The organism is Actinomycetospora cinnamomea, from assembly GCF_003096675.1.
GTDB lineage: Bacteria > Actinomycetota > Actinomycetes > Mycobacteriales > Pseudonocardiaceae > Actinomycetospora > Actinomycetospora cinnamomea.
In genome coordinates, this window is sequence record NZ_QEKW01000012.1 from 1 (window position 1) to 25,983 (window position 25,983).

Sequence of the window (25,983 nt, forward strand, 5' to 3'; positions counted from 1 at the left end):
ACGTCGCCGGCTGGCAAATCCGACAACCCACCCCCGGCCGGTTCGTCATCCGCACCCGCGCCGGCATCACCCACATCGTCGAGCCCCGCCGCATCCTCGAACCGCTACCCCCACCACGCCCGGCCGCCCGACCACGACCCCTGCCCCACGACGGCTGGCCCGACGACGACAGCTGGCCCGACGACGACCCGGAAGCGGTCGCCGAACCCGTCGGCCGGCCCGCACCCCGACGCGTCACGGTCACACCAACACCAACACCAACACCAACACCGACACCAACACCGACACCAACACCGACACCGACCGCCGATCTCGACGACCCTCCTCCGTTCTGACCCCCAGCGGAGATCAGGTGTGGGACGCCTGCCGATGGTGTGATCCGGTTGCGCGTCCCCCCGGGGGGTCCTGCTCGTCAGGCCGTCTGCGCGTGGGCCCCCGCCCCGGCCCACACGACCGCTTCGTCGACCTCGGCGGACGCGAACTGCCGGACCTCCGGGTGCAGCAGGGTGCCGGCGATGCGCGCGGCGATGCCGACCGGCTGGCCGTCGACGGCCAGGGCGACCCGGCCGATCCGGCCCTGGTGCCCGCCCACGAACCGCAGGTGCTGCACGAGCGCGCCCACGTTCTCCCAGCCCGGGAACGACGGGGCGTGCAGGACGAGGCCGGGGAGCTCGGCGTGGTCGCTGAGCCAGCTGTCCACCGCCGACGCGATGACCTCGACGTCCTCGCGGCGCAGCGCCTGACCGACGTCGACCACGACGACGCCCGCGGCCGGGTCGACCCGCACGGTCGCGAGCCGCCCCGGCAGGGACTCCAGCCAGCGCAGGGCCTCGTCGCGCTCGCCGGCGCCGAAGACCCGGACGTGCCCGGGCAGGAAGAAGCCGGCGAGCCGGGTCGTGTCGCGCACCCAGGGGAGGTCGCTCACCACGGCGCAGCCCTCGAGGTTGCGCATCGCGGCGAGCCCGAGCTTGACGTCGGCCCAGGCCGCGTCGGGGGTGAGGCCGCGGAAGTCCTCGTCGACGACGCAGAGGAAGCGCAGGCGACGGCCCTCCCGGGCGGCGGCGTCGAGCATCGGTACGACGACCGCGTCGTAGTCCTCCCGGCTCAGGGTGCCGACCGCGCGGACGGCGTCGATCCCCGCCGGGACGTCAGGGTCAGTCTCGATCATGCGTCGAGTCCACGCCGGGCGTGCCGCACCGACACCGGCCGGACGGCCCGGGGGCCCGGGTCGCTGGTCCTGCGCGGCGTCGTCACGCCGATCGGGGCCACCCCCGCGCCACGCTGTGCAGGAGGGTCCCCGCATCGAGGACGCCGCACGGGCCGTCGTCGTCGGCGACGACCAACAGCGTGGCGCCGCCGGCGAGCATGAGCTCGGCCGCCCACGACCGGCGCGTCGTCGGCGCGACGGTCGGGGCCGGCGTCGCCACGGCGGAGACCGGGTCGGACATGCGGGCCGCGCGATGACCGCCGTCGAGCAGGTGGTGCAGCAGGTCGGCCTCGGACGCGGCACGCACCTGGCCGTGGGCGCGGGTCACGACGTGCTCGCGCCCGAGCTCGCGCAGCCGGTGCAGGGCGGTGCCGACCTCGGTCGAGCTCGGCACCTCGATCGGTGCGAGCAGATCCATGACGAGGCCCACCGGCGGGTCGTCGAGGACGGGCGGCGCGGCGAGCCCTCGAGCCGTGGTGCTCACGTCGGTGGTGGTCATGGTCGGACCCTCGCCACGGGCGCGCACACCGATCAGGGCCGGAGGACCCGGCGGGACCGGGTCGGGCGGCGGCCCCACAGACCGCCGGAGACCCTGCCGCCGCGCCGCTTCCCGCCCCCATCGTGCCCGGAGATCGACCGATGGAGGAGGACGTGATGGTGGCGACGGATGCGCGGGGGACGGACCCGGGGACGATGCCGGTGCTCGAGGACGGCCCGGGGACGCACCCGGCGATCGCGGCCCGGTTACTCGAGCGCTCACTGGCCCCGTCGGCCCGCGACGTGGTCGGCGCCCGCCTGCGGACACGCGGGGTCGCCCGGATCGGCCGCGCCTGGTGGCCCTACCGCGGGCACGAGGTGACCCTCCCGAGGCACGGCTACTTCCGCGAGCTGCGCGTGGCCGGCGTCCTGCGCGTCGTCGACTCGTGGGTCGCCGGGCGCGCCCGCCGGCGGACGACCCTGCTCGGCCGGTGCCTGCACCCGGCGCTGGTGGGCCCGGACCTCGCGCGCGCCGACCTGGCGCACGCCGCGCTCAGCGCGATGTGGGTCCCGTCGGTCCTCCAGCCGTCGGAGAGCGTGTGCTGGAGCGTCGAGGACCGCGACACGGCCGCCGTCGCCTTCGACGTGGCGGGGACGGCGGCGCGGCTGCGCCTCACCCTGCACCGCGGCGGGCTGCCCCGGCGCGTGACGACGGCGCGGTGGGGCGACCCGGACGGCAGCGGCTTCTTCCGGGACGTGCCCTTCGGCGTGGAGGTCCTGGAACACCGGACCTTCCACGGCCTCACCGTGCCGAGCACGGGCGTCCTCGGCTGGCGTCTCGACTCGCCCGGGCCCGTGCGCGAGGTCCTGCGCTTCCAGATCACCGACCTCGAGCCCGTCCACGCAACGGGACCGGTCCTGGGCGAGATGTGTGATCTCGACGCGGTCCCCGACGACATCGCGGAGGGCGAGATCGGCTGACCCCCGCTGCGCCCGGGACCTCGGGCCCCCGGTGGGCTCTCCGACGACGGACTTCCGGCCCTGCCGTCGAGGGGTGCGCACGCCGGAGGCTCGGGGCGTGGACAGCGGCCACCGGCCGCCGGTAGTGCGACCCGAGGAGGCAGAAGGATGATCGATCGCTCGGTTCCCCCCGCCGGAGTGGTCGTCGGGGTGGACGGTGACCCGTCGACCCTGCGGGCGGTGGGATGGGCGGCCCGGGAGGCCGATCGTCGCCACCTGCCCCTCGACCTGGTGCAGGTGCTCCCGCCGTCGCACCGCCCGGACGACGAGCTGTACGCCCCGACCGGACGCGCGCTCTCGCTGCTCGAGCAGGCGCGGCGCATCGCCGCCGTCGACGCGCCGGACCTGACCATCCGCCTCTCGGTGGTCGACGGGGTCGCCGGCCCGGCGCTGGTCGCCACCGCACAGCGGGCGCACCTGCTGGTCCTCGGGTCCCGGGCCCTCGACGGCGCCCTCGACCTCACCCTCGGCCGCACGCTGGTGCACGCGATGTCGCAGGGCATCTGCCCGGTGATCGTGGTTCCGCCGCGGTGGGACCCGGTGGAGGCGCACACCGGCGCCGTGCTGGTCGGGGTCGACGGGTCACCGGAGTCCCACGGCGCGGTCGCGTTCGCCACCGACGTCGCCGACCGCTGGCGTGTGCGGGTGACGGCGGTCGCCGTGGCCCCGCGCCGGGAGCCGGACGCCGACGGGGAGGCCCGCCGGCGGGTGATCGCCGAGGCGCGGGCCGGGATGCTCGAGCGTCACCCGGGAGTGCGCCTCCATGAGACGGTCGCCCACGGGACGCCGAGCGAGGAGCTCCTGCGCGAGGCGCGTCGGGGGGCGGCGCTCGTCGTGCTCGGGTCGCGCGGCCGGGGTGCGCTCGTCGGCACGCTGGTGGGGTCGACCAGCCAGGCCGTCGTCCGGGCCGCACCCTGTCCCGTCGCGGTGCTGCCGTCCCGGGCGGCGGCGCGCTGGATCGCGCCCGAGACCGTGTGGGCCGAGGAGGGCGTGTGATGACCGGCAGGGACGACGCCGTCGTGGTCGGCGTCGACGACGGGCTGCTCCGGCTGCGGGTGCTCGACCGCGCGATCGCCGAGGCCCGGCGGCGCGGCCGCCGCGTCTGCCTGGTCCACGCCCACGGGCCGGAGACGCCGCCCGCGCCGTGGCACGACGACGGCGGGCGGCGCGCCGAGGCCTACCTCGCCCGCGTCGCGCCCGACCTCGTGGTGGGGCTCGCGTGCCGGGTCGGGGACGTGACCGGCAACCTCGTGGGGGCCTGCGGTCCGGGGTCCGTGCTCATCCTGGGGGACCGGCACCGCCGGCTCGGCAGCGAGGCCGGACGGACCACCGAGCGGGCGGTCGCCGAGGCGCCCTGCCCGGTCCTCGTCATCCCCGAGTACCGCGGACCGACGCCCCGGGGCGTGGTCAACCGGCGGGCGGTGGTGGTGGGTGTCGACGACGGGACGCACGCCGCCGCGGTCCTCGCGGTCGCGCTGCGGAGCGCGGCCGACCTCGACGTGCCGCTGGAGGCCGTCCGGGTCGTGGCGTCCGGAGAGGGCGCCGGGACGGCCGACGCCGACGAGGTCGCGGAGGTCCCGGACGTCGCGGACGTCCCGGAGGCCGACCTGGCCGCCGCCCAGCGGGAGCTCGACGCCGCCGTGGCGGCCGCGCGTCGGTCGGCCTCCGCCGTGCCGGTGAGCACCACCGTCGTCGCCGACCGACCGGCTCGCGCCCTGCTCGAGCGGGCCGCCGGGGCGGACGAGCTCGTGATCGGCCACCGGCGCCACACCCCCGACGCGACGATGCGGGGACCGGGGTCGACGGCGCGCTCGGTGCTGCTCGGGATGACCTGCCCGGTCGTCGTGCTCGGGCCGGGCGCCCTGCAGGGCACGGCGGTGGGGGTCCCGGAGAGCGTGCGGTGAGCGACGCCGTCCTGCGCGTCGCGGCGCCCACCTCCGAACCCCCAGCCACCGGCGCCGGTCTCGCGCCCGCCGTGGCCGAGACCCACACGGCGGTGCTCTGGTTCGCCGGGGACCGCGTCCACAAGATGAAGAAGCCGGTCGACCTCGGGTTCTGCGACTTCACCACCCTCGAGCGCCGTCGCGAGGCCTGCCTGCGCGAGATCGCGCTCAACCGGCGGCTGAGCCCCGAGGCGTACCTCGGGCTCGAGGTCCTCCTCGGCCCCGACGGCACCGCCTCCGAGTACCTGGTCGCGATGCGCCGCATGCCCGCCGAGCGCAGCCTCGCCGCGCTGGTCCGGGCGGGCGAGCCCGTGGACGAGCACCTGCGGGCGGTGGCGCGGCGCCTCGCCGGGTTCCACAGCACCGCGGCGCGAGGACCCGAGGTGGACCGGCAGGGCACCGTCGACGCGGCCCGGTCCCGCTGGGCCGGCGTGCTCGACGGGCTGCGCCGCCACGCCGGGACGCTCCTGCCCGCCGACCTCGTCGAGCACGTCGTCGCCCGGGCCGGGGAGTTCCTCGACGGCCGGCGCCCGGTGTTCGACGGGCGGATCGCCGAGGGCCGGGTGCTGGACGGGCATGGCGACCTGCTCGCCGACGACGTCTTCTGCCTGCCCGACGGCCCGGCGATCCTCGACTGCCTGGAGTTCGACGACCACCTGCGCTGGGTCGACGGCCTCGACGACGCCGGGTTCCTCGCCATGGACCTGGAACGCCTCGGCGGGGCGGACCTCGCCGAGCGCTTCCTCCGGTGGTACACGGAGTTCAGCGCGGACCCGGCACCTCCGGCGCTGCGCCACCACTTCGTCGCGTATCGCGCCGCGGTCCGCGCCGCGGTCACCTGTATCCGCGTCGAGCAGGGCGGCGACGGCGCCGGTCTGGCCCGCGACCTGCTCGACCTCGCCGCCCGCCACCTCGAGGCCGGGCGGGTGCGTCTGGTCCTCGTCGGCGGCCTGCCCGGCACGGGCAAGTCCACGGTGGCGGGCGGCCTCGCCGACCGGCTGGGGGCGACGCTGCTGTCCAGCGACCGGGTGCGCAAGGAGATCGCGGGCCTGGACCCGGAGACGAGCGCCGCCGCCGGTTACCGCACGGGCCTGTACCGGCCGGAGCACACCGACGCCACCTACGCCGAGCTCCTGCGCCGCGCCGGGGACCTGCTGGCCCGGGGCGAGTCGGTGGTCCTCGACGCGTCGTGGACCGCCGACGCACAGCGCGAGGCGGCCGCCGCGCTGGCCGCCCGCAGCGCGGTGCCCCTGACCGCCCTGCGGTGCGAGGCACCGCGCGCGGTGGCCGACGAGCGGATCCGCCGGCGGCACGGGTCGGCCTCCGACGCCACCCCGCTGGTGGCCGCGGTGATGTCGGCCGACGCCGACCCCTGGCCCGAGGCCACGGCGATCGACACCGCGGGCACCGTCGACGACGCCGTCGCCGCGGCGCTGGCGGCGGTGCGCTCATCACGCCCGCACGGCCGCTGGACGGTCGTCGAGGTCTGATCGGAGCGGTGAGGCTCCGCCGACGTGCGGACGCTCACGGCATGGCGCCGTCGCCGTGATGCCCGAGCCAGGGTGTCCGCCACCGGTGCTCGGCCGCGGACACGGTCTCCATCCTGGGGCGCGCCCCGGCCGGGTGCTCGCCGTACCAGCGGGCGTACCGCACCGTCAGCGGTCTGGCGGTCACGCCGTGCAGGAAGATCGACAGAGCTACCGTGACGACAACCGCGGCCAGCAGCGTGGGCCCGTGCTCGAGAGTCGCCTCGTCGAGGAGGGTCACGGCGAAGACGATCGAGGCGAGCCCGCGCGGCCCGAACCACCCGAGGTAGGCGAGCGTGGGTCTGCGCGCACCGGTTCCGATCATGGCAGCCGCGACCGGCAGCACGCGGACGACGGTGAGGCTGGAAAGGGCGTAGACCAGCAGCTGCCAGGACAGGTGCCGCAGCGCCGGGGCGAGGATCACGGCGCCGAAGACGATGAAGGTGACGGCGTTGAGGAGCTCGCCGCTCTGGTCGACGAGGTAGGTCACCTCGGGACCGTGGTCCGGTCGCAGGGCGCTGAACACCAGGCCTGCCGTGAAGGCCGCGATGAAGATGCTCCCGCCCAGGGCGAGCGCGGTCCCCGCCGCGGTGGTCGCCGCGCCCACGCTCGGAATCTGCACCCACGGCCGACTGATGGTGTGGTGGCGCGCAGCGAATCGCAGCGACATCCCGGCGAGCAACGCCGCGACGATCCCGCCGACGAGCCCGAATCCGACCTCCTCCACGACGATGGTGACGGCGCTCCACGCGGTCACGGTCTGCTCCGTGGCCTCGGTGAGGGCAACGGCGATGACGAACAGGGGAACGCACAGCCCGTCGTTGAGCCCGCTCTCGACGTTGAGGCCCTGCCGGACGCGCGAGGGCACCCGGCGGTCGGTCACCACGGCCTGTCCCAGAGCGGCGTCGGTACAGGCCAGCATGACGGCGAGGACGAGGGCCTCGAGGATCCCCACCCCGGGGAGGAGCAGGACCCCCGCGCCGGCGCCGGCGGCGATCGTCAGGGGAAGCCCGAGACCGAGCAGCCGCAGCGGCACGGTGTACTCCCGGCGCAGCCGGCGCAGGGAGATCCGGGAGGCGTCGGTGAACAGCACCAGGGTCAGCGTCGCCTCCGCGATCAGCTGCACCTCGCGTCCGCCGATGGGCAGGTCCAGCAGCCCCAGGCCGGGCCCGAAGGCCAGCCCGGTGGTCGTGAAGAACATCGCCGGGCTGAGGTTGTACGCCTCCAGGCGGTCCGAGACCACCGCGAACCCGATCAGCAACACGCCGATCGAGGCCAGTGCCCACGTCATCGGTCCTCTCCGGGAGCCTGCGGCCGCGCCGTCGTCGTGCGCGGCCACCGTTCGAGCTCGGCGCGACGGCGGCACCGGTCATGGTGCCGCCGCCGTCCGGCACCCGCGCACACCACCGGGCTCAGCTGCGTTCCCTCGGCGGGTCAGACCGGCGCGCGGGCCGCTGCCTCGCGACCCCGGCGGTGGGCCGCGGCGACCGCCGCCGTGACCGCGGTGACCCCGAGCGCCACCAGTACCGCCCCCGCCACGAGCAGGGCCAGCGAGAGCCCCCGCAGCCCGGGCACCGTGGCCCCGGCGTCCGCGGCCACGTCGATCCCGGGGCGCCCGTCGGGCTGGAGCACGACGAGGGTCCAGTCGCCGGGGGCGGGCCGCCAGGTGAGCGTCTGTGTCCCCGCCCCCGAGGCCTGCGCCACCCAGATGCCCGCGTCGGAGGGCGGGGTCGCCGGCGGACCGCCCGGCTGCTCCACGACCCAGGGCCGGGTGGCGCCCTCCCGGTCGGTCACCGTGCCGGACGCCACCCCGGCGAGGTAGCGGTCCACCGATGCCCGCGGGGCGATCCCGACGAAGACCGGGCGGCCGGGCTCCAGGGCCGCCGCGCGCACCCGGACGACGCCCAGCGCCGCGCCCGGCGAGAACGTCGCGGTACCGCTCGGGTCGAGCAGCAGCTCCGGCGAGCGCACGGCGTAGCCGGCGCCGGTGACGACCGTCGGCGGGGTGGTGAGGAAGCCGGCGGAGTCCCGCGCCGAGGCGTCGGCCGCGAGCCCGGTGACCCCACCGATCACCGGCGGCACCGCGCCGAGGCACAGCAGCGCACCGAGGGCGAGCGCCACGATCGGGCCCGCGCTCCAGCCCGAGTGCGCGGGATGGACCGGCGGGGCGGTCTGGGGACCGGAGGCCGGGGGAGCGACTGCCGGGGGAGCGACTGCCGGGGGAGCGCCAGCCGGTCCGGGAGCCGCAGCCGGAGCAGCGCCGGCGGGGACGTCCGGCTCGCGCTCGCCCGGCTGGAGCAGGAACGGCGGGTAGCGGTCGGTCAGCAGCGTGACGTAGGCCGCGACGCGCAGCACCCACCGGTTCAGCCCCATGACCAGGTCGAACAGCGGCCGCGGGTAGGACCCGCGCACCGCGTGCACGACGATGCCGACGAGGGCCAGCAGCCCGATCAGCCCGCCGGCGCCCACCGACCACTCGTAGCCCTGGTCCTGCCACACCCACCACGGGCTCGAGATCAGCAGCCCGACCACGAGGAGGTGGGGGAGCGCCAGCAGCCACGACTTGACCAGCACGAGTCCGCGCGAGAGCCGCTCCGGGTACTCGACCTCGAGGTCGGCGGGGTAGTCGGGGTCGGGCTGGAGGCTGAACGGCGGGTACCGGTCGGTGCCGAAGGCGGCGTTGGTGTAGAAGGCGACGCGCCACGACCAGCGCAGCACGCCCACCGTGAAGTCGAACAGCACCCGCGGGTAGCGGCCGGTCACAAGGATCGCGACGAAGGCGACCACGCCGACGACGACCAACGCGATCCACAGGAACGCCAGGACGAACCAGTGCGGGATCGCCAGGAGCCACTTGACCAGCCACAGCCACCGTGACAGCCCGGGATCGAGCTCGCCGCGGACCCGAGCCGGATAGGACGGGGGCGGCGGCGGAGGCGGTGGGGGTGGCGGTGGCTGCGGGGACTGCGGGGACTGCGGCGGGTTCGTGGTCGTCACGACGGCCTCCCGTTCGGTCGGGCGTGTCCCCGGGAGGGTCGAGCGGTCGACCGCAGCGCAGCAGGGCCGACCGGACCGGGAGGCCCGGGCGTTCAGTCCTGGGGATCGTCGGCGTGCGCGAGGGCGGCGAGCGCGTCGGTCGCGGTGACGATGCCCACCACGACGCCGTCCTCGGTGACGAGGGTGGCCTCGAGCCCACCGGCGAGCACCGCCCGCGCGACCTGCGGTGACGACGCGCCGGCCTCCACGGTCGGCACCGGCCGGCGGGCCAGGCGCCCGACGGGACCGGTGACGCCGTCGACCGCCGCGGCGATGAGGTCGCGGTCGACCAGCAGCCCCACGCACCGGTCCTCGGCGACCACCGGCAGGTGCCGCACGCCGGCCACCCGCATGACGCGCAGGGCGTCGGCCACCGTGGCCTGTTCGGTCACCACCCGCACGGGGCGGCTGGGGTGGAGGCGCAGCGAGGGCTCGTGCGGGGTGGACCGGGTCGTCGCCATGGCGCCCATCGCACGCGCACGGCACGCCGGGCGGCAGGGGCGAGGGTCCCGGTCGCGCGGCCCGACCGCCCTGCCCGTCGTCCCGAGCCGCGCGGCCCGTTCGACCCTGCCCGCGCCGCGGCCCCGCCGTCAGGGTGGCGGCGGCAGGAGGAGGTGGACCATGTCCCGGGCCCTGGTGGTCTTCGAATCGATGTACGGCAACACCGAGGCGGTCGCCCGCGCGATCGCCGACGGTCTCGCCACCCGCGTCCCGGTCGACCTCGTCGAGGTCGGCGTCGCGGCCGCGGTCCCGGACCCGGACGTCGGCCTCGTCGTCGTGGGCGGGCCCACCCACGCCTTCGGCATGAGCCGCCCGTCGACCCGGCGGGACGCGGCCCAGAAGACGGGCCGGGCGACGGTGTCCCGCGCGGACGGGGTGCGGGAGTGGCTCGAGGCCCTGCCGTCGCGCCCGGACCTGCTGGCCGCGTCCTTCGACACCCGCATCGACCGGCCGCGGGTGCCGGGCTCCGCGGCCCGGGCGATCCGCCGGCGCCTCCGCCGCCGCGGCGCGACCACGGTCGACACGCCGCACAGCTTCTTCGTCGAGGGGTCCGAGGGCCCCCTGGTCGACGGCGAGCTCGACCGGGCCCGCGCCTGGGGCGCGGGTCTGGCGGCGGCGATCGCCGTGCCGGCCGGGGGTGCGTCGTGACGGGCGAGCCCGTCGTCGTCGGGGTCTCGGGCGAGGGCGACGAGGAGCCCGCCGTGCGGTGGGCCGCCGCCGAGGCGCGCGCCCTGGGCGTCCACCTGCGCCTGGTGCACGGGCTCGTCGCGCCCCGACGGGGCCACCCCGGGTGTCCGCCGACCGGCGTCGACCCGCGGCAGGGCCTGCTCGGCCGGGCGCGGCAGGAGCTGCGCGCCCTGCGCGACGAGGCGCACGGGGTCGTCCCGGGTCTCGTCGTCGACCAGCAGGTGATCGAGCGTGAGCCGGTCCAGCTGCTGCGGACCCAGGGGCGCACGGCCTCCCTCCTCGTGATCGGCAGCCACGGTTTCGGCCCGCTCGGCGAGCGGGTCCTGGGCGGTGTCGCGCGCGGACTCGCCGGGCATGTCGACGTCCCCCTGGTCGTCGTCGCCCCCGCCTGTGCCCAGCGGACGCCGGCGGACGCGCGCGGCGCGGTGGTGGTCGGGGACGACGGCACGGCCGGCGCGCGCGGTGCCCTGCATTTCGCGGCGCACCGCGCCGCGGCCCGGCGAGTCCCGCTGGTCGTCGTCCGCGCCGGACGCGAGGCGCGCCTGCTGCCCGACGAGGTCCCCGGCGTCGGACCGGGGCACCCGCCCGCCGTCCACGTCGTCATCGCCGAGGACCGCGCGGACCGCGTCCTCGCCGAGCAGTCCCGCGACGCCGAGCTGGTGGTGCTCGGCGTGGAGGAGGACGGCCCGCTCCACGGGCGTCGCCCCCTCCGGCCCGACCTCGTCCGGCGGGTCTCGTGCCCCGTGGTCGTCGTGCCGCCGGGCCCGTCGACCGACGCCACGGCCGGACCGGTCGCGCCGGTCGCCCTGAGCTCGGAGGTCGGGACGTGAGGACCGGCGACGTCATGACCACCCCGGTGATCACCGTGGGTCCGGACACCACGGTCCGCGACGCGACCGCCCTGATGGCCGAGCACGGCGTGGCCCTCCTGCCGGTGGTGAGCGTGGACGGTCGGCTGGTCGGGGTGGTCGCCGAGTCCGACGTCCTCCGGGGGCGGGTGCGCCACGGTCCAGGAGACCGCGACGACGCGCTGGCGCGCACCGTGGGCGACGTGATGACCCGGGCGGTGTGCACCGTCTCGCCGTGGACCGACGTCGCCGCGGCCGTCGTGCTGATGGTGGACCGCGGCCTGCGCAGCCTGCCGGTGGTCGGCGAGGGCGGGCTCGTCGGGATCATCACGCGTCGCGACGTGGCGCGCGTGCTCGGGCGCAGCGACGAGGACCTGCGTCTCGCCGTGTCCCGGCGGCTGGACGCCTACGCGGGGTGTCATCGGTGGGAGGTCCACGCCCACCGGGGCGGGATCGTGCTCTGCGACGAGGAGGACGACCCCGTGCAGCAGCACATTGCCACGGTCCTCGCGGCCGCGGTCCCCGGCACCGTGCACGTCGCGACCCACCGCCGCGACTCCTGCCCGGTGCACGCCGTTCGCGGCCTGAGCAGGCCGACCGTCGGAGTCGGGACCGGCGACCGGCGCAGGCAGGCCGTTGGTCCCTGACCGCGGGCCACGGCCCGGGTGACCGTCACGACGGGCTCGTCGATCGACGGGTCCGATCCGTGGGTAGTGGGAGGAGGAGCCATGAGCGAGCAGACCACCGGGGCACGCCCCGAGTACCGGGCGCAACCGGCCGGGACGACGGGCGGCGCGCCGGCGCCGGCTCCGGAGATGAGTGCCTGGGCCGGATGGGTCCGTTTCGGCGCCGTCGTGATGGTGGTCGTCGGGGTGTTCGGCGTGATCGAGGGCCTGGCCGCCATCGTGAGCCCGACGTACTTCGTGACCGCCACCGGGACGGTGCTCGTCCTGTCGTGGGCGACGTGGGGCTGGATCCACCTGATCCTGGGCGCCCTGGTCGCGATCGTCGGGGCCAGCCTGCTCGGTGAGGCGCCGACCTGGGCCCGGGGTGCGGGGATCGCCCTCGTCGGGCTGAGCGCGATCGTGCACCTGATCGCCATCCCGGTGGCGCCGGTCTGGTCGATCGTCGTCATCGCCCTGGACGTGGTGATCCTCTACGCGCTCATCACGACCTGGGGTGCGCCGCTGGACGCCCGAGGCTGACCCGCTCGCCCCCGGGCCGCGCCGGCTCGGGGGCGGGCCCGTGCCCGTCCGGCGAGGTCCACGAAGGCTCCGGAGAGGTGATCGTGGTGACCGAGACGGGCCGGGCCGACATGCCCGACCGGATGCGCGACCTGGTCCTGGCCGTCGACGCGTACCGGCGCGCGTACGCCGACGTGCTCGGGCTGGGCGTGGGCGAGGTGCTGACCATCTCCGACCTCGGGCGCGAAGGCCCTCGCCCGGTCTCCCTCCTGGCCGCCCGGCTGGGCGTCGCCCCGCCGGCGGGCACGGCCCTGGTCGACCGGATGCAGAGCAAGGGGCTGGTGGTGCGCCGCCCGCACCCGACTGATCGCCGCAGCACGCTCGTCGACCTCACGCCGCGGGGCCGCCGCGTCGCGGAGCTCATGGGCCGGCTGTTCCAGGACGACGTGCAGTCCGCGCTGGACGACGCCTCTGTGGAGCACGTCGAGGAGCTCGCCGCCCTGCTCGACGGCATCGCCGCCGCCCTGCGCCATGGCGCGGCCGACGTCAACCGGCTGCGTCGCCGGTTGCTGCGCGAGGACACGGCCGGCGCGGACGACGGTGAGGACGCGCCGACGGCCCCGGCACCCCCGCCCACCCCCGCCGGGCCGGACGACACGGCGGAGTCGACAGGAGGAACACCGTGAACCGTGCCCGCCCGGGGACCCCCGCACCGACCGGTGAGCAGCCGGGCCCGGTGCCCGAGGACCTCCCGGTCGCCGGGCCCCCGCTCGTCGTCGGGGTCGACGGCTCCCCGGACGCCACCGCTGCGGCCGTCTGGGCCGCCGAGGAGGCGGTCCGACGGCACCGGGCCTGCAGGTGCTGACCGTCCTGCCGGCCCGCGGCGTGCGGTCCGCCTTCTTCCCCGCCGACGCCGCCGAGGAGGCCCGGCGCGCGGTGCCCGGGCTCGCGGTGTCCACCGCGGTGCGCGACGGCGACCCGGTCGAGCGGCTCCTCGAGGCCGCTCGGGACGCCGAGGCGCTCGTCGTGGGCCGCGGGCGCGGGGCGCTCGGCGGGCTCGCCCTCGGGTCCGTGGCCGCCGAGCTGGCCGCGCGGTCGGTCCGTCCCACCGTCGTGGTGCCCGAGGGGCAGCGGCCCCGGCCGGAGGGCCCGGTGGTCGTCGGCGTCGACGGCACCCCGGCCGGCGAGGCCGCGCTCGGATACGCCTTCGCCGCCGCCGACCGCGAGTCCGTGCCGCTGGTCGCCGTCCACGTCTGGCGCGACCTCGACGACCCCGAGTGGTCCCCGGCCTTCGCAGACGACGCGGACGACGCCGACGGCGCCGACGACGCCGACGGCCCGGCCGCGACCCCCGAGGCGGAGCTGCTCGCCGAGCGGCTCGCGGGCTGGAGCGCCACGTACCCGGACGTCGAGGTCCAGCGCCGCCTGCCCGAGGGTCGCGCGGCCGGTGTTCTCGTCCGCTGGTCCGGCTCCGCACGGCTGCTCGTGCTCGGCACGCGGGGGCGTCGGGGGCTCACCGCGCTCGGACGGTCGGTCAGCCGGTCGGTGCTCGGCCGGACCGCGTGCCCGGTGGCGGTCGTCCCGCCGCACGACCGGGCGTAGGGCGACCATCGACCCGCCGGGTCGGGCCCGGACGACCCGGGCGGCGAGCCGGCCGATGGTCGAGCGTCTCCTCGGGCGGGCGAGGGCCCGTGCGAGGAGAGGAGACCGCGATGGACAGCACCACCGACTCCCGGCGCCGGGTCGTCGACCACGCCGGCGTGGGCATCGGCCGGGCCGGCGACGACGGCTGGGTCACCGACTTCGCGGGCGTGCGCATCGGCCGGGTCCTCGACGACGGCATCGTCGAGGACTTCTCCCACGTGCACATCGGGATGCTCGACGGGGCGCCGCGCCACGCGGCCGCCGCCTGAGCGCGCTCGTGGACGGCGACGTCCTCGGCCCCGGGCCGATCACGGTGGGGGTCGACGGCTCGCAGGCGGCACTCCGGGCCGTCCGCTGGGCGGCCCGCGCGGCCGCGGCCGGAGGGCGCGGCCTGCGGCTGGTGCTCGCGCACGTCCCCGTCGACCCGGCGCTGCTGATCGACGTGGCGCTGTGGCGCCGCGTCCAGCAGGACCTCCAGGAGGGCGCGCGCGAGCACCTCGCGCGGGCGGTCACGGCCGCCCACGACATCGTGCCCGACCTGGCCGTCGCCGAGGAGGTCGTCGAGGGGCCGGCGGCGCCGACGCTGCTCGAGCGGGCCGGCGACGGGCTCCTCGTGGTCGGCGAACACGGCGAGGGGGCCTTCGGTGGACCCGTCCCCGGATCGGTGGCCACGGCCGTCGCCGCGCACGCCGCCGGTCCGGTCGTGGTGGTGCGCGGGGAGGAGCCGACCGCCTCCGACGCTCCCGTGGTGGTCGGCGTCGACGGCTCGCCGGCCAGCACGGCCGCGATCGACTTCGCGGTGGCCGCCGCGGACGCGGCCGGATGCCCGCTGGTGGCGGTGCACACGAGGTGGGACGTCCTCGTCGGCCCTGAGCTCGAGCCGCTGCTGGACTGGGGGGCGATCTCGGTCGACGAGCGCCGGGTGCTCGCCGAGCAGCTCGCGGGGCGGGCGACGACGCACCCCGACGTTCGGGTGATCCCCGTGGTGGAGCGCTCGCACCCGTCGCGGGTGCTGCTCTCGCGCGCGCGGGGGGCACGGCTGCTGGTGGTGGGGACGCGGGGCCGCGGGGGCTTCACGGGGCTGCTGCTGGGCTCGGTGAGCCGCACGATGGTGCATCGCGCGCCGTGCCCCGTCGCGGTCGTGCCGCCGCCCGGCGGGCCGCGCCACCCGCTGCGGGCGCCGCGGGTGGAGGCCGTCGTGCGGTGAGGGGACCTCCGGGGATCAACGACCCTGGTGGCCGCTGCGTGGGCTCCCCAGGCTGGCGAGGGCCAGGGCGTTCGAGACGGGGACGGCGGGGATCGAGACATGGACGGCGAGGCGATGGTGCTCCGAGGGCTGGTCGACGAGGGTCTGGTCGCCGGCCTCGACGCTCGGCGGACCGGGCACGGGCCCGTCGACCTCCGGGAGGTCACGGGGTGGACGTCGGGCGGGGTGCGCGCCCTGTCGGCCCTCCTCGACCGCGAGGACGGGGTCCGGGTGCACCCGCCCCGCCGGTCGTCGTTCCTCGAACTGCTGCGGACCGCGGAACTCGCCGAGACCTGGCCGCTGTACCGCGACGTCCACCGGATCCTCGCCGCGGCGCGGGTGCCCGACCGGCCGGAGGTCCGCGCATGATCACCACCCGTGAGCTGGACGCCCTGTTCGGGGCCGTGGGTGCGGCGTCGGCGCCGCTCGCGACCGGCGCGGCGTCCGACGTCGGGCCCACGGTCTTCTGGCCGTGCGACCTGCGGGACCGGGTGCCGGCGCCGGTCGTGCGGTACTTCGCACAGTCGCTGCTCCCGGGTGCCCCCGTCGTCCCCGCGGTGCGCCTGCGGATGCGGGGCCGGCTGCGGCTCGGGCGGGTGTGGCTGCCGTTCCGGGCCGAGGAGGTCCTCGCCCCGCGGCAGGGCTTCCGCTGGTCGGCCACGGTCGCGGGGCTGATCCGCGGCGCCGACACCGGCGGCGCGGGACCGGGGCGGCTGCACTGGCGCCTGGCCGGCCTGCTCACGCTGGTGGACGCCGAGGGGCCCGACGTCGCCCGCAGCGCCGCCGGGCGCTGCGGTGCCGAGGCGATCTGGGCGCCCGCCGCGGTGCTGCCGGGCCCGGGTGTCGCGTGGTCGGCGCTCGACGACCGGCACCTGCGCGTGCGGTTCGGGGTGGGCGACACCCCGGTCGACCTCCACCTCCACCTCGACGAGGGCGGCCACCTGCAGGCGTTCCGCACGATGCGGTGGGGCGACCCCGACGGCACCGGCCGCTGGGACTGGCACCCCTTCGGCGGACGTGTCCTCGCGAGCAGGCTCTTCGGGACCTCCGTGGTCCCGGCGAGCGGTGCGGTGGGCTGGTACCCCGACCGCCCCGACGCCCGCCGTCGCGAGTTCTTCCGCTTCCGCCTCACGTCCCTGACGCCGACGAGCGCGGCGGCGTGACCGGCGGTCGGCATGCAGATCGGGGTGCTGGGCAGCGGAGACGTCGGGCGGGCGCTGGGTCGGGGATGGGCTCGGCACGGCCACCGGATCGTCCTCGGGACGGGTGACCCGGGGCGACCGGAGCTCAAGGAGTGGGCAGAGGACACGGGCCAGCAGGTCGCGGGCTTCGGCGAGGCGGTCCGGGACGCTGAGCTGGTCGCCCTGGCGCTGCGGGGCAGCGCGACGCTGGCGGTGCTGGAACAGGTCGGACCGGAGCGCTTCGCGGGCAAGGTGGTCGTCGACGCGACGAACCCGCTCCGCTTCGAGGGCGGCCGGCCGGGGCTGTTCGTGGGGCACACCGACTCGCTCGGTGAGCAGGTCCAGCGCGCCCTGCCCGAGGCCCGGGTGGTGAAGGCCTACAACACGGTGGGCAACGCGTTGATGGTCGACCCGCAGCTGCCGGGCGGGCCGCCCACGATGTTCCTGGCCGGTGACGACGCCGAGGCCAAGCAGACGGTGGTCGACCTGCTCGCCGCCACAGGCTGGGACAGCGCCGATCTCGGGGACATCAGCGCCGCCCGCGCGCTCGAGCCGATGTGCCTGGCCTGGGTCCGCTACGGCGCGACCGCCGGCACCTGGGGTCACGCCTTCAAGCTCCTGCGCTGACGGGCGCTCCCCCGGTCAGACCGGGTCGGCCGTCCCGGCCAGCCCCGAGCGGATCGCGTCGAACGAGGCGACGACCTCGGTCAAGGTCCGCACGACGGCCTCGCGCCCGGGATCGTCGAGTTCCGCGTCGATCCGGCCGATCCGCTCGCCGACCGGACGGTAGACCCGCGCCAGCGCCTGCCAGGTCGCCGGACGGAGCTCCACGGCGGCGGCGCGGCGATCGCCGGGGACGGACGTCCGCGACACGTAGCCGGCCTCCTCGAGCCGACCGATCAGCGCCGTCACGGCGGGGCGGGTCCGTCCGAGGCGGCGGGCCAGCGTCGACGGGCGGAGCGGCCCGTGCTCGAGCAGGTTCAGCGCGCGCAGGTCGCTGCGCCCCAGCCCCAGCGCGACGCACGCGGCCTCGTCGAACTCGTCCATGGCGCGGACGAGCTCCCGGCAGACCAGCAGCAGCGGGGCGTCGAGGTGCGGGTCGGGCGAGGTCATGGTTCCATCGTCTCATCGTTCACCGATCGAACCAACGGAGGGCAGAACGATGGAGTGGACGAGGAGCATCGTCGTCGACCGGCGGCTGCCGCAGGTGCAGGAGGCCGTGGCCGACGAGCACCGCCTCGTGGAGTGGTCGGCCTGGCCCGACGCCACCGGCTACCGCTGCGCGATCGACGGCGACGGGCGCTCGCTCGGTTCGGCCATCGTGTTCCGCGACGGCGCCGGGGCCGAGAAGGGGCGCCAGCGCCTGGCCGCGGTGGAGCCGGGGCGGGTCTCGTACCGGCTGCGCAACGAGGGCCCCGGCGGGCGGGTGATGACCCCGGAGGTCGACTTCCGGCTCGAGCCGGTCGACGGGACGCGCACCCGTGTCCACCTCGACTTCCGTGCCACGGCCCCGCTCCCGCCCGGCGTGCGGCAGCTCGTGGAACGGCTGATGGGCCGCCGCATCCGTCGCCTCCACGACGAGGACCTCGAGCGGCTCAAGGCCCACGTCGAGCAGGCCCCGGCCCGGCGGGACTGAGCCGGACGTGGACCGCGACACGCACCGCGACGCGCACAGTGACCCTCACAGCAACCCTCACAGCGGCCCGGTCTCCGAGCGGGCCTGGCACGCGGACGCGATCGCCCGCGAGCGCGGCCGCGTCGAGATCTTCAATGCCACACGGCCCGACGGCCTGGACGGCTGGACCATGGACCGCGCGCAGTACGAGCTGATGCGGGCCCACATCCTGGAGATGATCGACGACGAGGCGGGCGAGGACGGCAGCATCGCCCTGCGCGACGTGGTCCGCGCCGCGCAGGAGCGCTACGCCACCCACCCGCTGTTCCCGGGTGGGCGCACGCGCAACTACTGCACCTTCACCAAGGTCGACCTCGAGGCGCGGCGCGAGATCGAGCGGGTGCCGGGGGCGAGTCCGCAGCGCATTCGCAGGGCGCCCCGTCGGTAGCGGCCGGGAGAAATCTGCGCCGGGGTGTCCGTCCCGGCGCGTGCTGTTCGTCCATCGGGTGTCGCCGGATGATGGAGCCGGCCGGACCCAATAGGAGAGATCATGACGACCTACGCAGCACTGATCTACGCCGCCGACGTCGACTGGACGGCCCCCGAGCACGCCGAGGAGATGGCGGAGTACGGGGAGTTCGGCCGCGGCGCGGCGGCCGTGATCCGCGGTGGGGCCGCGCTCTACCCGACGTCCACCGCCACCACGGTCCGGGTCTCGGGCGGCAAGGGGGGCGACGTCGTGACCGGAGACGGCCCGTACGCGGAGACCAAGGAGGTGCTGACGGGCTTCTACCTGCTCGAGTGCAGCGACCTCGACGAAGCCGTCGCCACCGCGGCGAGGATCCCCGCCGCGTGGCACGGCGTGGTCGAGGTCCGGCCCGTCATCCCGATGTGACCGAGCACCACGACGGCCAATTCGACGGCCACGCCACCCTCGTCCGCCTCGTGCGCGACGAGGGCCGGCGTGTGCTGGCCACCCTCATCCGCACCGTCGGCGACTGGCAGGTCGCCGAGGACGCCGTCGCCGACGCCGTCGAGCGCGCGCTGGCGACGTGGCCCCGCACGGGCGTCCCCGCGCAGCCCCGTGCCTGGCTGATCGTGACCGCCCGCCGGTGCGCCATCGATCTGCTTCGGCGCGAGCGCCGGCGCGCCGAGAAGGAGGCGTCCGCCGTGGACCTCCTGCCGCCACCCGGGGAGCGGGACGACGACACGATCGACGACGACCTGCTCCGCCTGGTCTTCACCTGCTGCCATCCGGCGCTGGAGCCGTCGGCCCAGGTGGCGCTGGCCCTGCGCACCCTGTGCGGCCTGAGCACGGCGGAGGTCGCCCGGGCGCTCCTGGTGGGCGAGGCGACCATGGGCAAGAGGATCACGCGGACCAAGCAGAAGATCGCCCGGGCCGGGATCCCCTACCGCGTGCCGGACGCCCACGAGCTGTCCGATCGCCTGCTCGGCGTGGCGGCCACCGTGTACTTCCTGTTCAACGAGGGCTACTCGGCCACGTCCGGCGACGTGCCCCTGCGCGCCGACCTCGCCGCGGAGGCGGTCCGGCTGGCGCGTCTCGTGCACGACCTGCTGCCCGACGAGCCAACCGCGATCGGGCTCCTCGCCCTGTTGCTGCTCCAGCACTCCCGCCGCGACGCGCGCGTCGACGCCGAGGGGCGGCCGGTGCTGCTCGCCGAGCAGGACCGGGCCCGCTGGCACCGCGAGGAGATCGTGGAGGCCGTCGCCCTCATCGGGCGTGGGCTGCGCCGCTGTCCCGACCGGCCCGACCCCTACCTCACCCAGGCGGCGATCGCGGCCTGCCACGCCCTCGCCCCGAGCCCGCCCGAGACCGACTGGGCCGCGATCGTGTCCTGGTACGACGTCCTGCTCACCGTCCGCGACGGTCCCGTCGAGCGACTGAACCGCGCGGTCGCGATCGGCGAGCGCGACGGGCCCGCGGCCGGCCTTGCGGCTGTGGACGCCGTCGACGGTCTCGGGGACTACGCGCCCTGGCTCGCCTCGCGCGCCCTGCTGCTCGCCCGACTCGGACGGGACGCCGACGCGCGCGACGCCGTCGACCTCGCCCTCGCCGCCGAGACCAACGCGGCCCGGCGCGACGACCTACACCGACGCGTCGCGCTGCTGAGACCGGTGAGCAGCACCGACGCGTCCCACGGGCCGGGGAGCACGAAGATCGCGAACGGGTCCCGAGGGGACGGACCGGACCGCCCGCGGCCGGCGTGACCGGCGTGCTCACCGCCGCTCGGTCGTCTGCTCGGTCGTCTGCTCGGCGCGCAGCAGGTCCCCGCGGCTCACGACGCCAACGACGCGGTCGTCCGCGTCGACGACCGGGACGAGCCGCAGGCCGCGGGCCGCCACGGCGCGGACGAGGTCCTCGACCGGTGCCCGGTCCCGCACGGAGATCGTGTCGGCGCTCATGATCCCGCCGACCGTCGTCGGGGCCGCCGTGCGCCGCCCGGTGAGACGATCGGGCACGAGGTCGGCCTCGCTCACTATGCCGACCAGGTGGTCGTCCTCGTCCAGCACGGGCAGCGCGGTCAGGCGGTTCTCGGCCAGTAGCGCGGCGGCCACCGCCGTCGGGGTGGTCTCCTCGACCCAGAGGACGTCCTCGAGCGGCGTCATCAGGTCGGCGGCGCAACGCCCGGCGCGCTCCTCGTCGCCCCAGCCGATCAGATGCCTCCGCTCGGGGTGCCGGAGGCGGTGCCACCACCGTCCGACGGGCCCGCCCGTGGCCGGGCGGCGCAGCAGATCCCCGCGGGTGACGATCCCGGCGAGCACACCGTGCTCGACGATCGGCATCACCCGGCGCTCGCCGTAACGGCGCAGCCGGTGGGCGATGATGCGCACGTCCGCATCGGGGGTCATGTGCATCGGATTGCGCGTCATCACAGCGCCGACCCGCTTGCCGGCGAGCCCGCCCCCGGCGTCGGCGCGCAGGACGTCGAGGGTGGTGACGATGCCGACCAGGCGGTGCCTCTCGTCCACGACGGGCAGGGCGCTGAAGCGGTTCTCGGCCAGCACGTCCCGGACCCACGTGAGCGGGGTCTGCGGCATGGCCGTCACGACGCGGCGGGTCATCACCTCGCGGGCCCGGAGCACCATGCACCGAGCGTGCGCCGACCCGGCCGGCCGGCGCCCGGGCCGATCCTCCCGGGTCGGTGGCACGGTGGTCCCTCGTCAGGGAACCCGCGGGGTCACGACGCCAACGCTGCCGCAGGCGCAGCGAGCGCGGCACGCCGGGCGTCGACGGGGAGAGCACCCAGGGCGGTGGCGATGTCGCGGCGGGCGACGATGCCGACGAGCTCGTCGCCGTCCACGACCGGGACGCTGGAGAGCCCCGTGTGCCACAGCAGGCGCACGAGGTCGCCCAGGGTGGTGTCGGGGCCGGCGGTGGTCACCGAGCGCCTCATGACGTCGGCCGCGGTGCCGGCCTGGTGCCGGGGACGCGGAATGAGGCCCGCGGTTGGCGGCAGGTCGACGGGCCGCACGACACCGACGACGTGACGGTCCGCGTCGACGACGGGGATGGTGGCGAACCCCGTCTCGAGCAGCAGCATCTCGACGTCGGCGAGTGCCGTCTCGGGCCCGACGGTGACGACGAACGGGCTCATGACGGCGGTCGTGTCCACCTCACCACCATCGACCGCGGCGGAGAGCGTTGACCAGGGCCATTGGTCCCGATATCACGGCGGGGTCGCGTCCACGTCTCGCCGGGGTCGGAGCTCAGGGCGCGGCCTCGCGCGGTGGCGGGTCACAGCAGGTCACGCGCCGCGCGCCGCAGCGCAGCGTCGATCCGGGCCTCGTCCCGGTCGACGACCGCGAGCGCTCGGCACGCCCACCACAGGTGGTGGGCGACGTCGGGGCGGGGTTCGTGCCGGATGGAGGCGCGCGCCTAGTCCAGCACGGCGAGGACCGTCACCGGCGATGCGCCCCGGCGGCGCAGCTCGACGGCGTGCGCGACCAGGTCGTACGCCTCCGTCGGGGACCGGTCGGGTGCCGTCGTCATGGCGGCGATCAGCGGCGGTGCGACACGGGAATCTCGACGCGCTCGACCGGCGTCGGGGGCGCGGGCAGCGGGACGCGGACGATCAGCAGCCCGTCGGCGTAGGACGCGGTGATCGCTGTCGGGTCGGTGTGCGGCGGCAGCGCCAGCTCGCGGGACAGGGTCCCCGTCCGCCGCTCCCGGCGACGCAGTCCGCCGGGCCGGGCCTCGCGCTCCGCCCGCAGCAGCAGCCGTCCGCCCTCCACGGCGACGCGGATGTCGTCGGGGGTGAGCCCGGGCAGCTCCGCCTCGACGACGAGGGTGTCCTCGTCGACGCGCTCGTCCACCGTGATCGAGGCCCGGGGGCGCCGTCCGAGCAGGCTGTCGGTCACCGGCGCACTCATCGCCCCGCCGACGGCGCGGACGCCGCGGAGAAGGGCGCCGGTCACGCCGCCCGACGCCTCCGGAGGTGCCGTACCGCTCTCGCTCTGCGCCTCGGGTGTGGTGCCCTCGGCCGTGGCGTCGGTGGCGGCCTCCGCCGGTGTGTCGGGCCGCTCCTCGGTCCCGGTGCGTCGTGCTCGGGTCGGCGTGCCCATGGTGCTCCTCCCGTCGGTCGCGTCCCGGCCGTGCGGACCGGGACACCAGACCGCCACCGTCGACGCGCGCGGAGCAGGGCCGGTGGGCCCGTCGGGAGGCGACCGAGGGACCCGGAACGCTCTCGCGCCGGTCCGTCGCGCCGGGTCCGGGACGGACGGCCCGGCGGACGGGGACCGATCGCTCCTGGGACCGGCCGGCACCGCGGAGGACGCTCGCGATCTCGGCTCGACCGCCCGTCGGGTCCGCCGCCGGGACTCCGGGAGGGACTCATGAAGTTCTACGACCGCGAGGACGCCGGACGGCGGCTGGCCGACCGCCTGCACGACCGGGCGGGTCGGGACGGGGTGGTGCTCGGGATCGCGCGCAGCGGCGTGCCGGTCGCCGCGGTCGTGGCCCGTGCCCTCGGTGCGCCGTTGGACGTGGTCGTGACCCGCAGGCTGGGCGTGCCCTTCCAGCCGGGCACGGGGCTGGGCGCGGTCGGCGAGGACGGGACCCTGGTGGTCGACGACGGCGTGGTGCGCGCGGTGGGCGCCGGGGAGGCGGAGCTGGCCGAGGTCGAGCGCCGCGAGCGGGAGACCGTGACGCGGCTCGTGGCGCGCTACCGGTCCGTGCGGCCGCCCGAGCCGATCGAGGGTCGGACCGCGGTGGTCGTGGACGAGGGCGCGGTCACCGGGAGCAGCGCCCGGGCGGCCTGTCGCTCGGTCCGTGCGCGCGGTGCGTCGCGGATCGTGCTGGCGGTCCCGTTCTGCCCGGTCGGCGTGATGGCCGGTCTGCGGGAGGTGGCTGACGAGGTCGTCGTGCTCGAGGTGGCCCGCGAGCTCCGTGCGCTCGGCGAGGACTACGCCGTCCATCCGCCCGTCGACGACGACGAGGTCCTCGCCGTCCTGGGCCGGCGCGGCCCGGTGCGGTCCACCCGGCCGATCGACGGCGAGCCGGTGGCCCACGTCGACATCCGGGTGGACCGGGTCGCCGTCTCGGGGCACCTCGTGGTGCCCGTCGAGGCGACCGGGCTGGTCGTGTTCGCCCACGCGAGCGGGAGCAGCCGCTTCGACCCCCGGCACCGGGAGACCGCACGGAGTCTCCGTGCCGCCGGTATGGCGACGTTCGTGGTCGACCTGCTCGCACCGCGTGAGGAGCTCGTCCGCGAGCGCGTCTTCCGGACCGGGATGCTCGCGACACGTCTGGGCGCGGCCCTCACCGACGTCCGCCGTCGCCCGACCTGCCGTGGACTGCCTGTCGGCCTGCTCGCGGAGAGCACCGCGGGCGCGGCGGCGCTGGCCACCGCCGCCCGGCGTGACGACGTCGACGCGGTGGTGTGTGGCAACGGTCGCCCCGACCTCGTGGCCCCGGAGCTTCCGCGGATCGTGGCACCGGTCCTGCTGATCGTCGGCGACCGCGACCCGGTGCTGGTCGACCTCAACCGCCGCGCGCGGCAGGCGCTCCCGCCGAACAGCCGGCTCCGGGTGGTGGCGGGCACCGGGCGGGCCGATGGGGAGCACGTCCCGCACGGGGCACCGACCCGGGCGGCCGAGCTGGCCTGCGACTGGTTCGCGCGCCACCTGCCGGCGGTGCCCACAGGGGCCGACGGTGGCCCCGTCGGCGCCGGGACCTTCGACCCTGCCGACGTCGTCCGCGCCGGGTCACCGTGACCACGGGTCGCTCCGAACCGGGCGGTACGAGGGGATCGGCGCCGCGGCCGGTCACACGGCGCGACCCGGCCCGGCGCGGGCGGGGGTCGACTGCGCCGCCCGTCGCGGCGCGCGCCGCCGCACCCGCGCGGGCCGCCGGACGCCGTCCCTTCGTCGCACCGGGGACGGCGTCCGGCACCACCCCAGACGGCCCCGACCACCCACCGGGGCCGGCGACGGGTGCCGCCCTCGAGGAGGAGCTCATGGGACCGGAAGGCGCCTGGCGCAACGAGCTCGGCGCGACGATGAGGCTGGTCGCGTCGCCCGACGGTCTGCTCACCGGCACCTACGAGTCGCACGTCGGCCGTGCCGCGGGGCGCTATCCCCTCGCGGGGCGCTTCGACCCGGCGCCACCCGCGGACGCGCACGCGGCGGTGGGGTGGACGGTGGTGTGGAACAACGAGCGCGGCAACTCCCACTCGGTCACGACGTGGTGCGGCCGTTACGACCCCGAGGCCGACCTGGTGCACGCCACCTGGCTGCTGACCGCCGAGGGCGCCGAGCACACCGGGTGGTGCTCCACGCGCGTCGGTCAGGACCTGTTCATCCGCCTGGACGCGACGGTGCGGCCGGGGGACAGCGCGTCGGCCGACGCGGTCAGTCGATCGTGAGGGTCGTCGGACGGAAGCCCTTCACGGTCAGCCACACGCCCAGGGAGAACTCCCACAGGGCGATGGGCAGCGCGCACAGGCTGCCGGCGAGGGACACCTGGTCCCAGGCGCCGAACATCGTCGCGGTCGCCGACACGATGATCAGCGGGGCGCCGATGAGGCCGACCGCCGGGATGACGCGGGGGACCAGCCGCGACCGGTACATCACATAGCCGAGGAACAGGGCGTTGAGGCCGGGGATCAGGCCCGGACCCACCAGGAACGACCACTGACGGACCTCGACCAGGGCCTGGCCGACGACGCCGAGGGCGTCCGCCTGCGCGCCGACGGCGGACGCGAGGTCGCCGCGCAGGGCCACGACGGTCAGCACGCACAGGACTCCGACGAGGATCATGGTGGCCTCGACGACGCGGGAGGTCACGAAGCCGATCGCCGCGGTCCGGCTGATCCGGCGGGCGACCGGGTAGAGCGCGACGGCGGTGCCGATGCCGGCGAACGCGGTGACGATCTCGAGCCACGACCCCCACAGCACGGCGGTGTCGCTGCCGGGGGAGCGGACGAAGCCCACGGGGTCGGCGACGAGGTCGGCGAAGAGCGCGAGCTGGGGGATCGAGGCGGCGAAGGTGACGAGGTAGAGCAGGCCGCCGGCGAGGGCCACCTTCCTCATCGGGTCCGTCCGGCGTGTGGTCGACCGGATGTCGTGGGTGGTGTGGACGTCGGTGGTCACGGGGTCCTCCTGGAGGTGTGGGCCGGCTCGTCGGTCGCGGTGACGGAGACGAGGGGCACGCCGAGGTCGCTGATCGTGCGGAGCAGGCCGTGGAGCGCGGGCTGGTCGGCGATGGGGCCGTCGATGACCGTGGTGCCGTCGTCCTGGGGGACGAGCGCCATGCCGTCGAACCACGAGGCCCAGCGGGGGCCGAGATGTCGCCGCACCCGGATCTCGTAGCGTTGTGGTCCGCTGCTGCTCATGCCGTGACGATGGGC

The 25,983-nt window shown here is 76.4% G+C and carries 33 protein-coding genes and 1 pseudogene; 23 read left to right on the plus strand and 11 right to left on the minus strand.

All coding sequences use genetic code 11. The features are described 5' to 3' along the window. A pseudogene (locus C8D89_RS28795) lies at window positions 1–335 on the plus strand (hypothetical protein); the annotation flags it as partial. Window positions 336–412: 77 nt separating this feature from the next. Here C8D89_RS28795 and C8D89_RS19795 read toward each other — a convergent pair. Both C8D89_RS19795 and C8D89_RS19800 read right to left on the minus strand, forming a co-directional pair. Beyond that, window positions 413–1,168: a SpoIIAA family protein gene (locus tag C8D89_RS19795; RefSeq protein ID WP_165825815.1), complete on the minus strand. Its 756-nt coding sequence runs from the start codon at window positions 1,166–1,168 to the stop codon at window positions 413–415. Between the two features lie 82 nt (window positions 1,169–1,250). Beyond that, window positions 1,251–1,706: a CBS domain-containing protein gene (locus C8D89_RS19800; protein WP_133251982.1), complete on the minus strand. Its 456-nt coding sequence runs from the start codon at window positions 1,704–1,706 to the stop codon at window positions 1,251–1,253. A 140-nt stretch (window positions 1,707–1,846) separates the two neighbouring features. On the opposite strand from C8D89_RS19800, the gene C8D89_RS19805 reads away from it, so the two are divergent. The 4 genes from C8D89_RS19805 to C8D89_RS19820 all read left to right on the plus strand — a co-directional run bounded on the left by C8D89_RS19805 (window position 1,847) and on the right by C8D89_RS19820 (window position 6,137). Continuing rightward, window positions 1,847–2,665 carry a DUF6544 family protein gene (locus C8D89_RS19805; RefSeq protein ID WP_116709859.1) on the plus strand — a complete coding sequence of 273 codons (819 nt, stop codon included), beginning with the start codon at window positions 1,847–1,849 and terminating at the stop codon, window positions 2,663–2,665. A gap of 147 nt (window positions 2,666–2,812) precedes the next feature. Beyond that, a complete protein-coding gene (locus tag C8D89_RS19810) occupies window positions 2,813–3,700 on the plus strand; it encodes a universal stress protein (protein WP_116709860.1) in 888 nt (295 codons plus the stop codon). Next, window positions 3,700–4,608, plus strand: coding sequence for a universal stress protein (locus C8D89_RS19815; RefSeq protein ID WP_133251983.1), 909 nt, complete (start codon window positions 3,700–3,702; stop codon window positions 4,606–4,608). The genes C8D89_RS19810 and C8D89_RS19815 overlap by 1 nt, the downstream gene beginning before the upstream one ends. Continuing rightward, on the plus strand, window positions 4,605–6,137 hold the full coding sequence (locus tag C8D89_RS19820; RefSeq protein ID WP_341477328.1) for a bifunctional aminoglycoside phosphotransferase/ATP-binding protein: 1,533 nt from the start codon (window positions 4,605–4,607) through the stop codon (window positions 6,135–6,137). The genes C8D89_RS19815 and C8D89_RS19820 overlap by 4 nt, the downstream gene beginning before the upstream one ends. Window positions 6,138–6,171: 34 nt before the next feature. Here the strand turns inward: C8D89_RS19820 and C8D89_RS19825 are convergent, their stop codons facing one another. From C8D89_RS19825 to C8D89_RS19840, 3 genes are all read right to left on the minus strand, one after another. After that, a complete protein-coding gene (locus tag C8D89_RS19825) occupies window positions 6,172–7,464 on the minus strand; it encodes a cation:proton antiporter domain-containing protein (RefSeq protein ID WP_116709862.1) in 1,293 nt (430 codons plus the stop codon). 143 nt (window positions 7,465–7,607) lie between these two features. After that, window positions 7,608–9,170, minus strand: a complete 1,563-nt coding sequence (locus tag C8D89_RS19830) for a DUF4389 domain-containing protein (protein WP_207787327.1) — start codon at window positions 9,168–9,170, stop codon at window positions 7,608–7,610. A gap of 92 nt (window positions 9,171–9,262) precedes the next feature. Continuing rightward, window positions 9,263–9,670 carry a CBS domain-containing protein gene (locus C8D89_RS19840; RefSeq protein WP_165825816.1) on the minus strand — a complete coding sequence of 136 codons (408 nt, stop codon included), beginning with the start codon at window positions 9,668–9,670 and terminating at the stop codon, window positions 9,263–9,265. A gap of 160 nt (window positions 9,671–9,830) precedes the next feature. Here C8D89_RS19840 and C8D89_RS19845 point away from each other — a divergent pair, with 160 nt between their 5' ends. From C8D89_RS19845 to C8D89_RS19895, 12 genes are all read left to right on the plus strand, one after another. Continuing rightward, window positions 9,831–10,358 (plus strand): flavodoxin family protein, encoded by a 528-nt coding sequence (locus C8D89_RS19845; RefSeq protein ID WP_116709864.1) that lies wholly within the window; start codon window positions 9,831–9,833, stop codon window positions 10,356–10,358. Continuing rightward, window positions 10,355–11,227: a universal stress protein gene (locus tag C8D89_RS19850; RefSeq protein WP_165825817.1), complete on the plus strand. Its 873-nt coding sequence runs from the start codon at window positions 10,355–10,357 to the stop codon at window positions 11,225–11,227. Before C8D89_RS19845 ends, C8D89_RS19850 begins: the two co-directional genes overlap by 4 nt. Next, window positions 11,224–11,892, plus strand: coding sequence for a CBS domain-containing protein (locus C8D89_RS19855; protein ID WP_116709866.1), 669 nt, complete (start codon window positions 11,224–11,226; stop codon window positions 11,890–11,892). Before C8D89_RS19850 ends, C8D89_RS19855 begins: the two co-directional genes overlap by 4 nt. Window positions 11,893–11,973: 81 nt before the next feature. Next, entirely contained in the window at window positions 11,974–12,450 is a 477-nt protein-coding gene (locus C8D89_RS19860) for a DUF7144 family membrane protein (protein WP_116709867.1), read from the plus strand. 86 nt (window positions 12,451–12,536) lie between these two features. Further along, a complete protein-coding gene (locus C8D89_RS29845; protein ID WP_207787328.1) occupies window positions 12,537–13,115 on the plus strand; it encodes a MarR family winged helix-turn-helix transcriptional regulator in 579 nt (192 codons plus the stop codon). After that, the gene (locus C8D89_RS19870; protein WP_116709868.1) at window positions 13,112–13,294 is read left to right on the plus strand and encodes a hypothetical protein; all 183 of its coding nucleotides are present in this window, start codon (window positions 13,112–13,114) and stop codon (window positions 13,292–13,294) included. Before C8D89_RS29845 ends, C8D89_RS19870 begins: the two co-directional genes overlap by 4 nt. Further along, on the plus strand, window positions 13,288–14,031 hold the full coding sequence (locus C8D89_RS19875) for a universal stress protein (RefSeq protein WP_165825819.1): 744 nt from the start codon (window positions 13,288–13,290) through the stop codon (window positions 14,029–14,031). The genes C8D89_RS19870 and C8D89_RS19875 overlap by 7 nt, the downstream gene beginning before the upstream one ends. A 110-nt stretch (window positions 14,032–14,141) precedes the next feature. Continuing rightward, on the plus strand, window positions 14,142–14,342 hold the full coding sequence (locus C8D89_RS29850; protein WP_207787329.1) for a hypothetical protein: 201 nt from the start codon (window positions 14,142–14,144) through the stop codon (window positions 14,340–14,342). 8 nt (window positions 14,343–14,350) lie between these two features. Then, window positions 14,351–15,280, plus strand: a complete 930-nt coding sequence (locus C8D89_RS19880) for a universal stress protein (protein ID WP_207787330.1) — start codon at window positions 14,351–14,353, stop codon at window positions 15,278–15,280. Window positions 15,281–15,379: 99 nt separating this feature from the next. Beyond that, on the plus strand, window positions 15,380–15,688 hold the full coding sequence (locus C8D89_RS19885; RefSeq protein ID WP_116709871.1) for a hypothetical protein: 309 nt from the start codon (window positions 15,380–15,382) through the stop codon (window positions 15,686–15,688). Continuing rightward, window positions 15,685–16,482: a DUF6544 family protein gene (locus C8D89_RS19890; RefSeq protein ID WP_116709872.1), complete on the plus strand. Its 798-nt coding sequence runs from the start codon at window positions 15,685–15,687 to the stop codon at window positions 16,480–16,482. Before C8D89_RS19885 ends, C8D89_RS19890 begins: the two co-directional genes overlap by 4 nt. 12 nt (window positions 16,483–16,494) lie before the next feature. Continuing rightward, window positions 16,495–17,127, plus strand: a complete 633-nt coding sequence (locus tag C8D89_RS19895) for an NADPH-dependent F420 reductase (protein ID WP_116709873.1) — start codon at window positions 16,495–16,497, stop codon at window positions 17,125–17,127. A gap of 15 nt (window positions 17,128–17,142) precedes the next feature. On the opposite strand, the gene C8D89_RS19900 is transcribed toward C8D89_RS19895, so the two are convergent. After that, window positions 17,143–17,613 carry a MarR family winged helix-turn-helix transcriptional regulator gene (locus C8D89_RS19900; protein WP_116709874.1) on the minus strand — a complete coding sequence of 157 codons (471 nt, stop codon included), beginning with the start codon at window positions 17,611–17,613 and terminating at the stop codon, window positions 17,143–17,145. Between the two features lie 49 nt (window positions 17,614–17,662). Here C8D89_RS19900 and C8D89_RS19905 point away from each other — a divergent pair, with 49 nt between their 5' ends. The 4 genes from C8D89_RS19905 to C8D89_RS19920 all read left to right on the plus strand — a co-directional run bounded on the left by C8D89_RS19905 (window position 17,663) and on the right by C8D89_RS19920 (window position 20,344). Then, complete coding sequence (locus C8D89_RS19905; protein ID WP_165825820.1) at window positions 17,663–18,136, plus strand: SRPBCC family protein; 474 nt, start codon at window positions 17,663–17,665, stop codon at window positions 18,134–18,136. 7 nt (window positions 18,137–18,143) lie between these two features. Continuing rightward, window positions 18,144–18,563, plus strand: coding sequence for a DUF6958 family protein (locus C8D89_RS19910; protein WP_116709875.1), 420 nt, complete (start codon window positions 18,144–18,146; stop codon window positions 18,561–18,563). Window positions 18,564–18,665: 102 nt separating this feature from the next. Further along, on the plus strand, window positions 18,666–19,010 hold the full coding sequence (locus tag C8D89_RS19915; RefSeq protein WP_116709876.1) for a YciI family protein: 345 nt from the start codon (window positions 18,666–18,668) through the stop codon (window positions 19,008–19,010). After that, window positions 19,007–20,344, plus strand: coding sequence for an RNA polymerase sigma factor (locus C8D89_RS19920; protein WP_116709877.1), 1,338 nt, complete (start codon window positions 19,007–19,009; stop codon window positions 20,342–20,344). Before C8D89_RS19915 ends, C8D89_RS19920 begins: the two co-directional genes overlap by 4 nt. A 9-nt stretch (window positions 20,345–20,353) precedes the next feature. Here C8D89_RS19920 and C8D89_RS19925 read toward each other — a convergent pair whose 3' ends face one another. The 3 genes from C8D89_RS19925 to C8D89_RS19935 form a co-directional block, all read right to left on the minus strand. After that, complete coding sequence (locus tag C8D89_RS19925; RefSeq protein WP_116709878.1) at window positions 20,354–21,223, minus strand: CBS domain-containing protein; 870 nt, start codon at window positions 21,221–21,223, stop codon at window positions 20,354–20,356. A gap of 92 nt (window positions 21,224–21,315) precedes the next feature. Beyond that, a complete protein-coding gene (locus C8D89_RS19930; RefSeq protein WP_116709879.1) occupies window positions 21,316–21,750 on the minus strand; it encodes a CBS domain-containing protein in 435 nt (144 codons plus the stop codon). A 385-nt stretch (window positions 21,751–22,135) separates the two neighbouring features. After that, on the minus strand, window positions 22,136–22,699 hold the full coding sequence (locus tag C8D89_RS19935) for an Hsp20/alpha crystallin family protein (protein ID WP_116709880.1): 564 nt from the start codon (window positions 22,697–22,699) through the stop codon (window positions 22,136–22,138). Between the two features lie 270 nt (window positions 22,700–22,969). Between C8D89_RS19935 and C8D89_RS19940 the strand changes: the two genes are divergently transcribed. Both C8D89_RS19940 and C8D89_RS19945 read left to right on the plus strand, forming a co-directional pair. Further along, window positions 22,970–24,349 carry a phosphoribosyltransferase family protein gene (locus C8D89_RS19940; RefSeq protein ID WP_116709881.1) on the plus strand — a complete coding sequence of 460 codons (1,380 nt, stop codon included), beginning with the start codon at window positions 22,970–22,972 and terminating at the stop codon, window positions 24,347–24,349. 242 nt (window positions 24,350–24,591) lie between these two features. Continuing rightward, complete coding sequence (locus C8D89_RS19945; RefSeq protein WP_116709882.1) at window positions 24,592–24,999, plus strand: avidin/streptavidin family protein; 408 nt, start codon at window positions 24,592–24,594, stop codon at window positions 24,997–24,999. On the opposite strand, the gene C8D89_RS19950 is transcribed toward C8D89_RS19945, so the two are convergent. Both C8D89_RS19950 and C8D89_RS19955 read right to left on the minus strand, forming a co-directional pair. Next, complete coding sequence (locus C8D89_RS19950) at window positions 24,986–25,726, minus strand: DUF4386 domain-containing protein (RefSeq protein ID WP_243418256.1); 741 nt, start codon at window positions 25,724–25,726, stop codon at window positions 24,986–24,988. The genes C8D89_RS19945 and C8D89_RS19950 overlap by 14 nt on opposite strands. Then, the gene (locus C8D89_RS19955) at window positions 25,723–25,968 is read right to left on the minus strand and encodes a hypothetical protein (RefSeq protein WP_116709883.1); all 246 of its coding nucleotides are present in this window, start codon (window positions 25,966–25,968) and stop codon (window positions 25,723–25,725) included. The genes C8D89_RS19950 and C8D89_RS19955 overlap by 4 nt, the downstream gene beginning before the upstream one ends. Window positions 25,969–25,983 lie beyond the last annotated feature (15 nt).

Excerpts from the sequence above, each read along its gene's own strand:
- C8D89_RS19795 (WP_165825815.1), bottom strand. The coding sequence starts at position 1,168 with ATGATCGAGACTGACCCTGACGTCCCGGCGGGGATCGACGCCGTCCGC.
- C8D89_RS19800 (WP_133251982.1), bottom strand. The coding sequence starts at position 1,706 with ATGACCACCACCGACGTGAGCACCACGGCTCGAGGGCTCGCCGCGCCG.
- C8D89_RS19805 (WP_116709859.1), top strand. The coding sequence starts at position 1,847 with ATGGAGGAGGACGTGATGGTGGCGACGGATGCGCGGGGGACGGACCCG.
- C8D89_RS19810 (WP_116709860.1), top strand. The coding sequence starts at position 2,813 with ATGATCGATCGCTCGGTTCCCCCCGCCGGAGTGGTCGTCGGGGTGGAC.
- C8D89_RS19815 (WP_133251983.1), top strand. The coding sequence starts at position 3,700 with ATGACCGGCAGGGACGACGCCGTCGTGGTCGGCGTCGACGACGGGCTG.
- C8D89_RS19825 (WP_116709862.1), bottom strand. The coding sequence starts at position 7,464 with ATGACGTGGGCACTGGCCTCGATCGGCGTGTTGCTGATCGGGTTCGCG.
- C8D89_RS19840 (WP_165825816.1), bottom strand. The coding sequence starts at position 9,670 with ATGGCGACGACCCGGTCCACCCCGCACGAGCCCTCGCTGCGCCTCCAC.
- C8D89_RS19845 (WP_116709864.1), top strand. The coding sequence starts at position 9,831 with ATGTCCCGGGCCCTGGTGGTCTTCGAATCGATGTACGGCAACACCGAG.
- C8D89_RS19860 (WP_116709867.1), top strand. The coding sequence starts at position 11,974 with ATGAGCGAGCAGACCACCGGGGCACGCCCCGAGTACCGGGCGCAACCG.
- C8D89_RS29850 (WP_207787329.1), top strand. The coding sequence starts at position 14,142 with ATGGACAGCACCACCGACTCCCGGCGCCGGGTCGTCGACCACGCCGGC.
- C8D89_RS19885 (WP_116709871.1), top strand. The coding sequence starts at position 15,380 with ATGGACGGCGAGGCGATGGTGCTCCGAGGGCTGGTCGACGAGGGTCTG.
- C8D89_RS19890 (WP_116709872.1), top strand. The coding sequence starts at position 15,685 with ATGATCACCACCCGTGAGCTGGACGCCCTGTTCGGGGCCGTGGGTGCG.
- C8D89_RS19895 (WP_116709873.1), top strand. The coding sequence starts at position 16,495 with ATGCAGATCGGGGTGCTGGGCAGCGGAGACGTCGGGCGGGCGCTGGGT.
- C8D89_RS19900 (WP_116709874.1), bottom strand. The coding sequence starts at position 17,613 with ATGACCTCGCCCGACCCGCACCTCGACGCCCCGCTGCTGCTGGTCTGC.
- C8D89_RS19905 (WP_165825820.1), top strand. The coding sequence starts at position 17,663 with ATGGAGTGGACGAGGAGCATCGTCGTCGACCGGCGGCTGCCGCAGGTG.
- C8D89_RS19915 (WP_116709876.1), top strand. The coding sequence starts at position 18,666 with ATGACGACCTACGCAGCACTGATCTACGCCGCCGACGTCGACTGGACG.
- C8D89_RS19925 (WP_116709878.1), bottom strand. The coding sequence starts at position 21,223 with ATGGTGCTCCGGGCCCGCGAGGTGATGACCCGCCGCGTCGTGACGGCC.
- C8D89_RS19935 (WP_116709880.1), bottom strand. The coding sequence starts at position 22,699 with ATGGGCACGCCGACCCGAGCACGACGCACCGGGACCGAGGAGCGGCCC.
- C8D89_RS19940 (WP_116709881.1), top strand. The coding sequence starts at position 22,970 with ATGAAGTTCTACGACCGCGAGGACGCCGGACGGCGGCTGGCCGACCGC.
- C8D89_RS19945 (WP_116709882.1), top strand. The coding sequence starts at position 24,592 with ATGGGACCGGAAGGCGCCTGGCGCAACGAGCTCGGCGCGACGATGAGG.
- C8D89_RS19955 (WP_116709883.1), bottom strand. The coding sequence starts at position 25,968 with ATGAGCAGCAGCGGACCACAACGCTACGAGATCCGGGTGCGGCGACAT.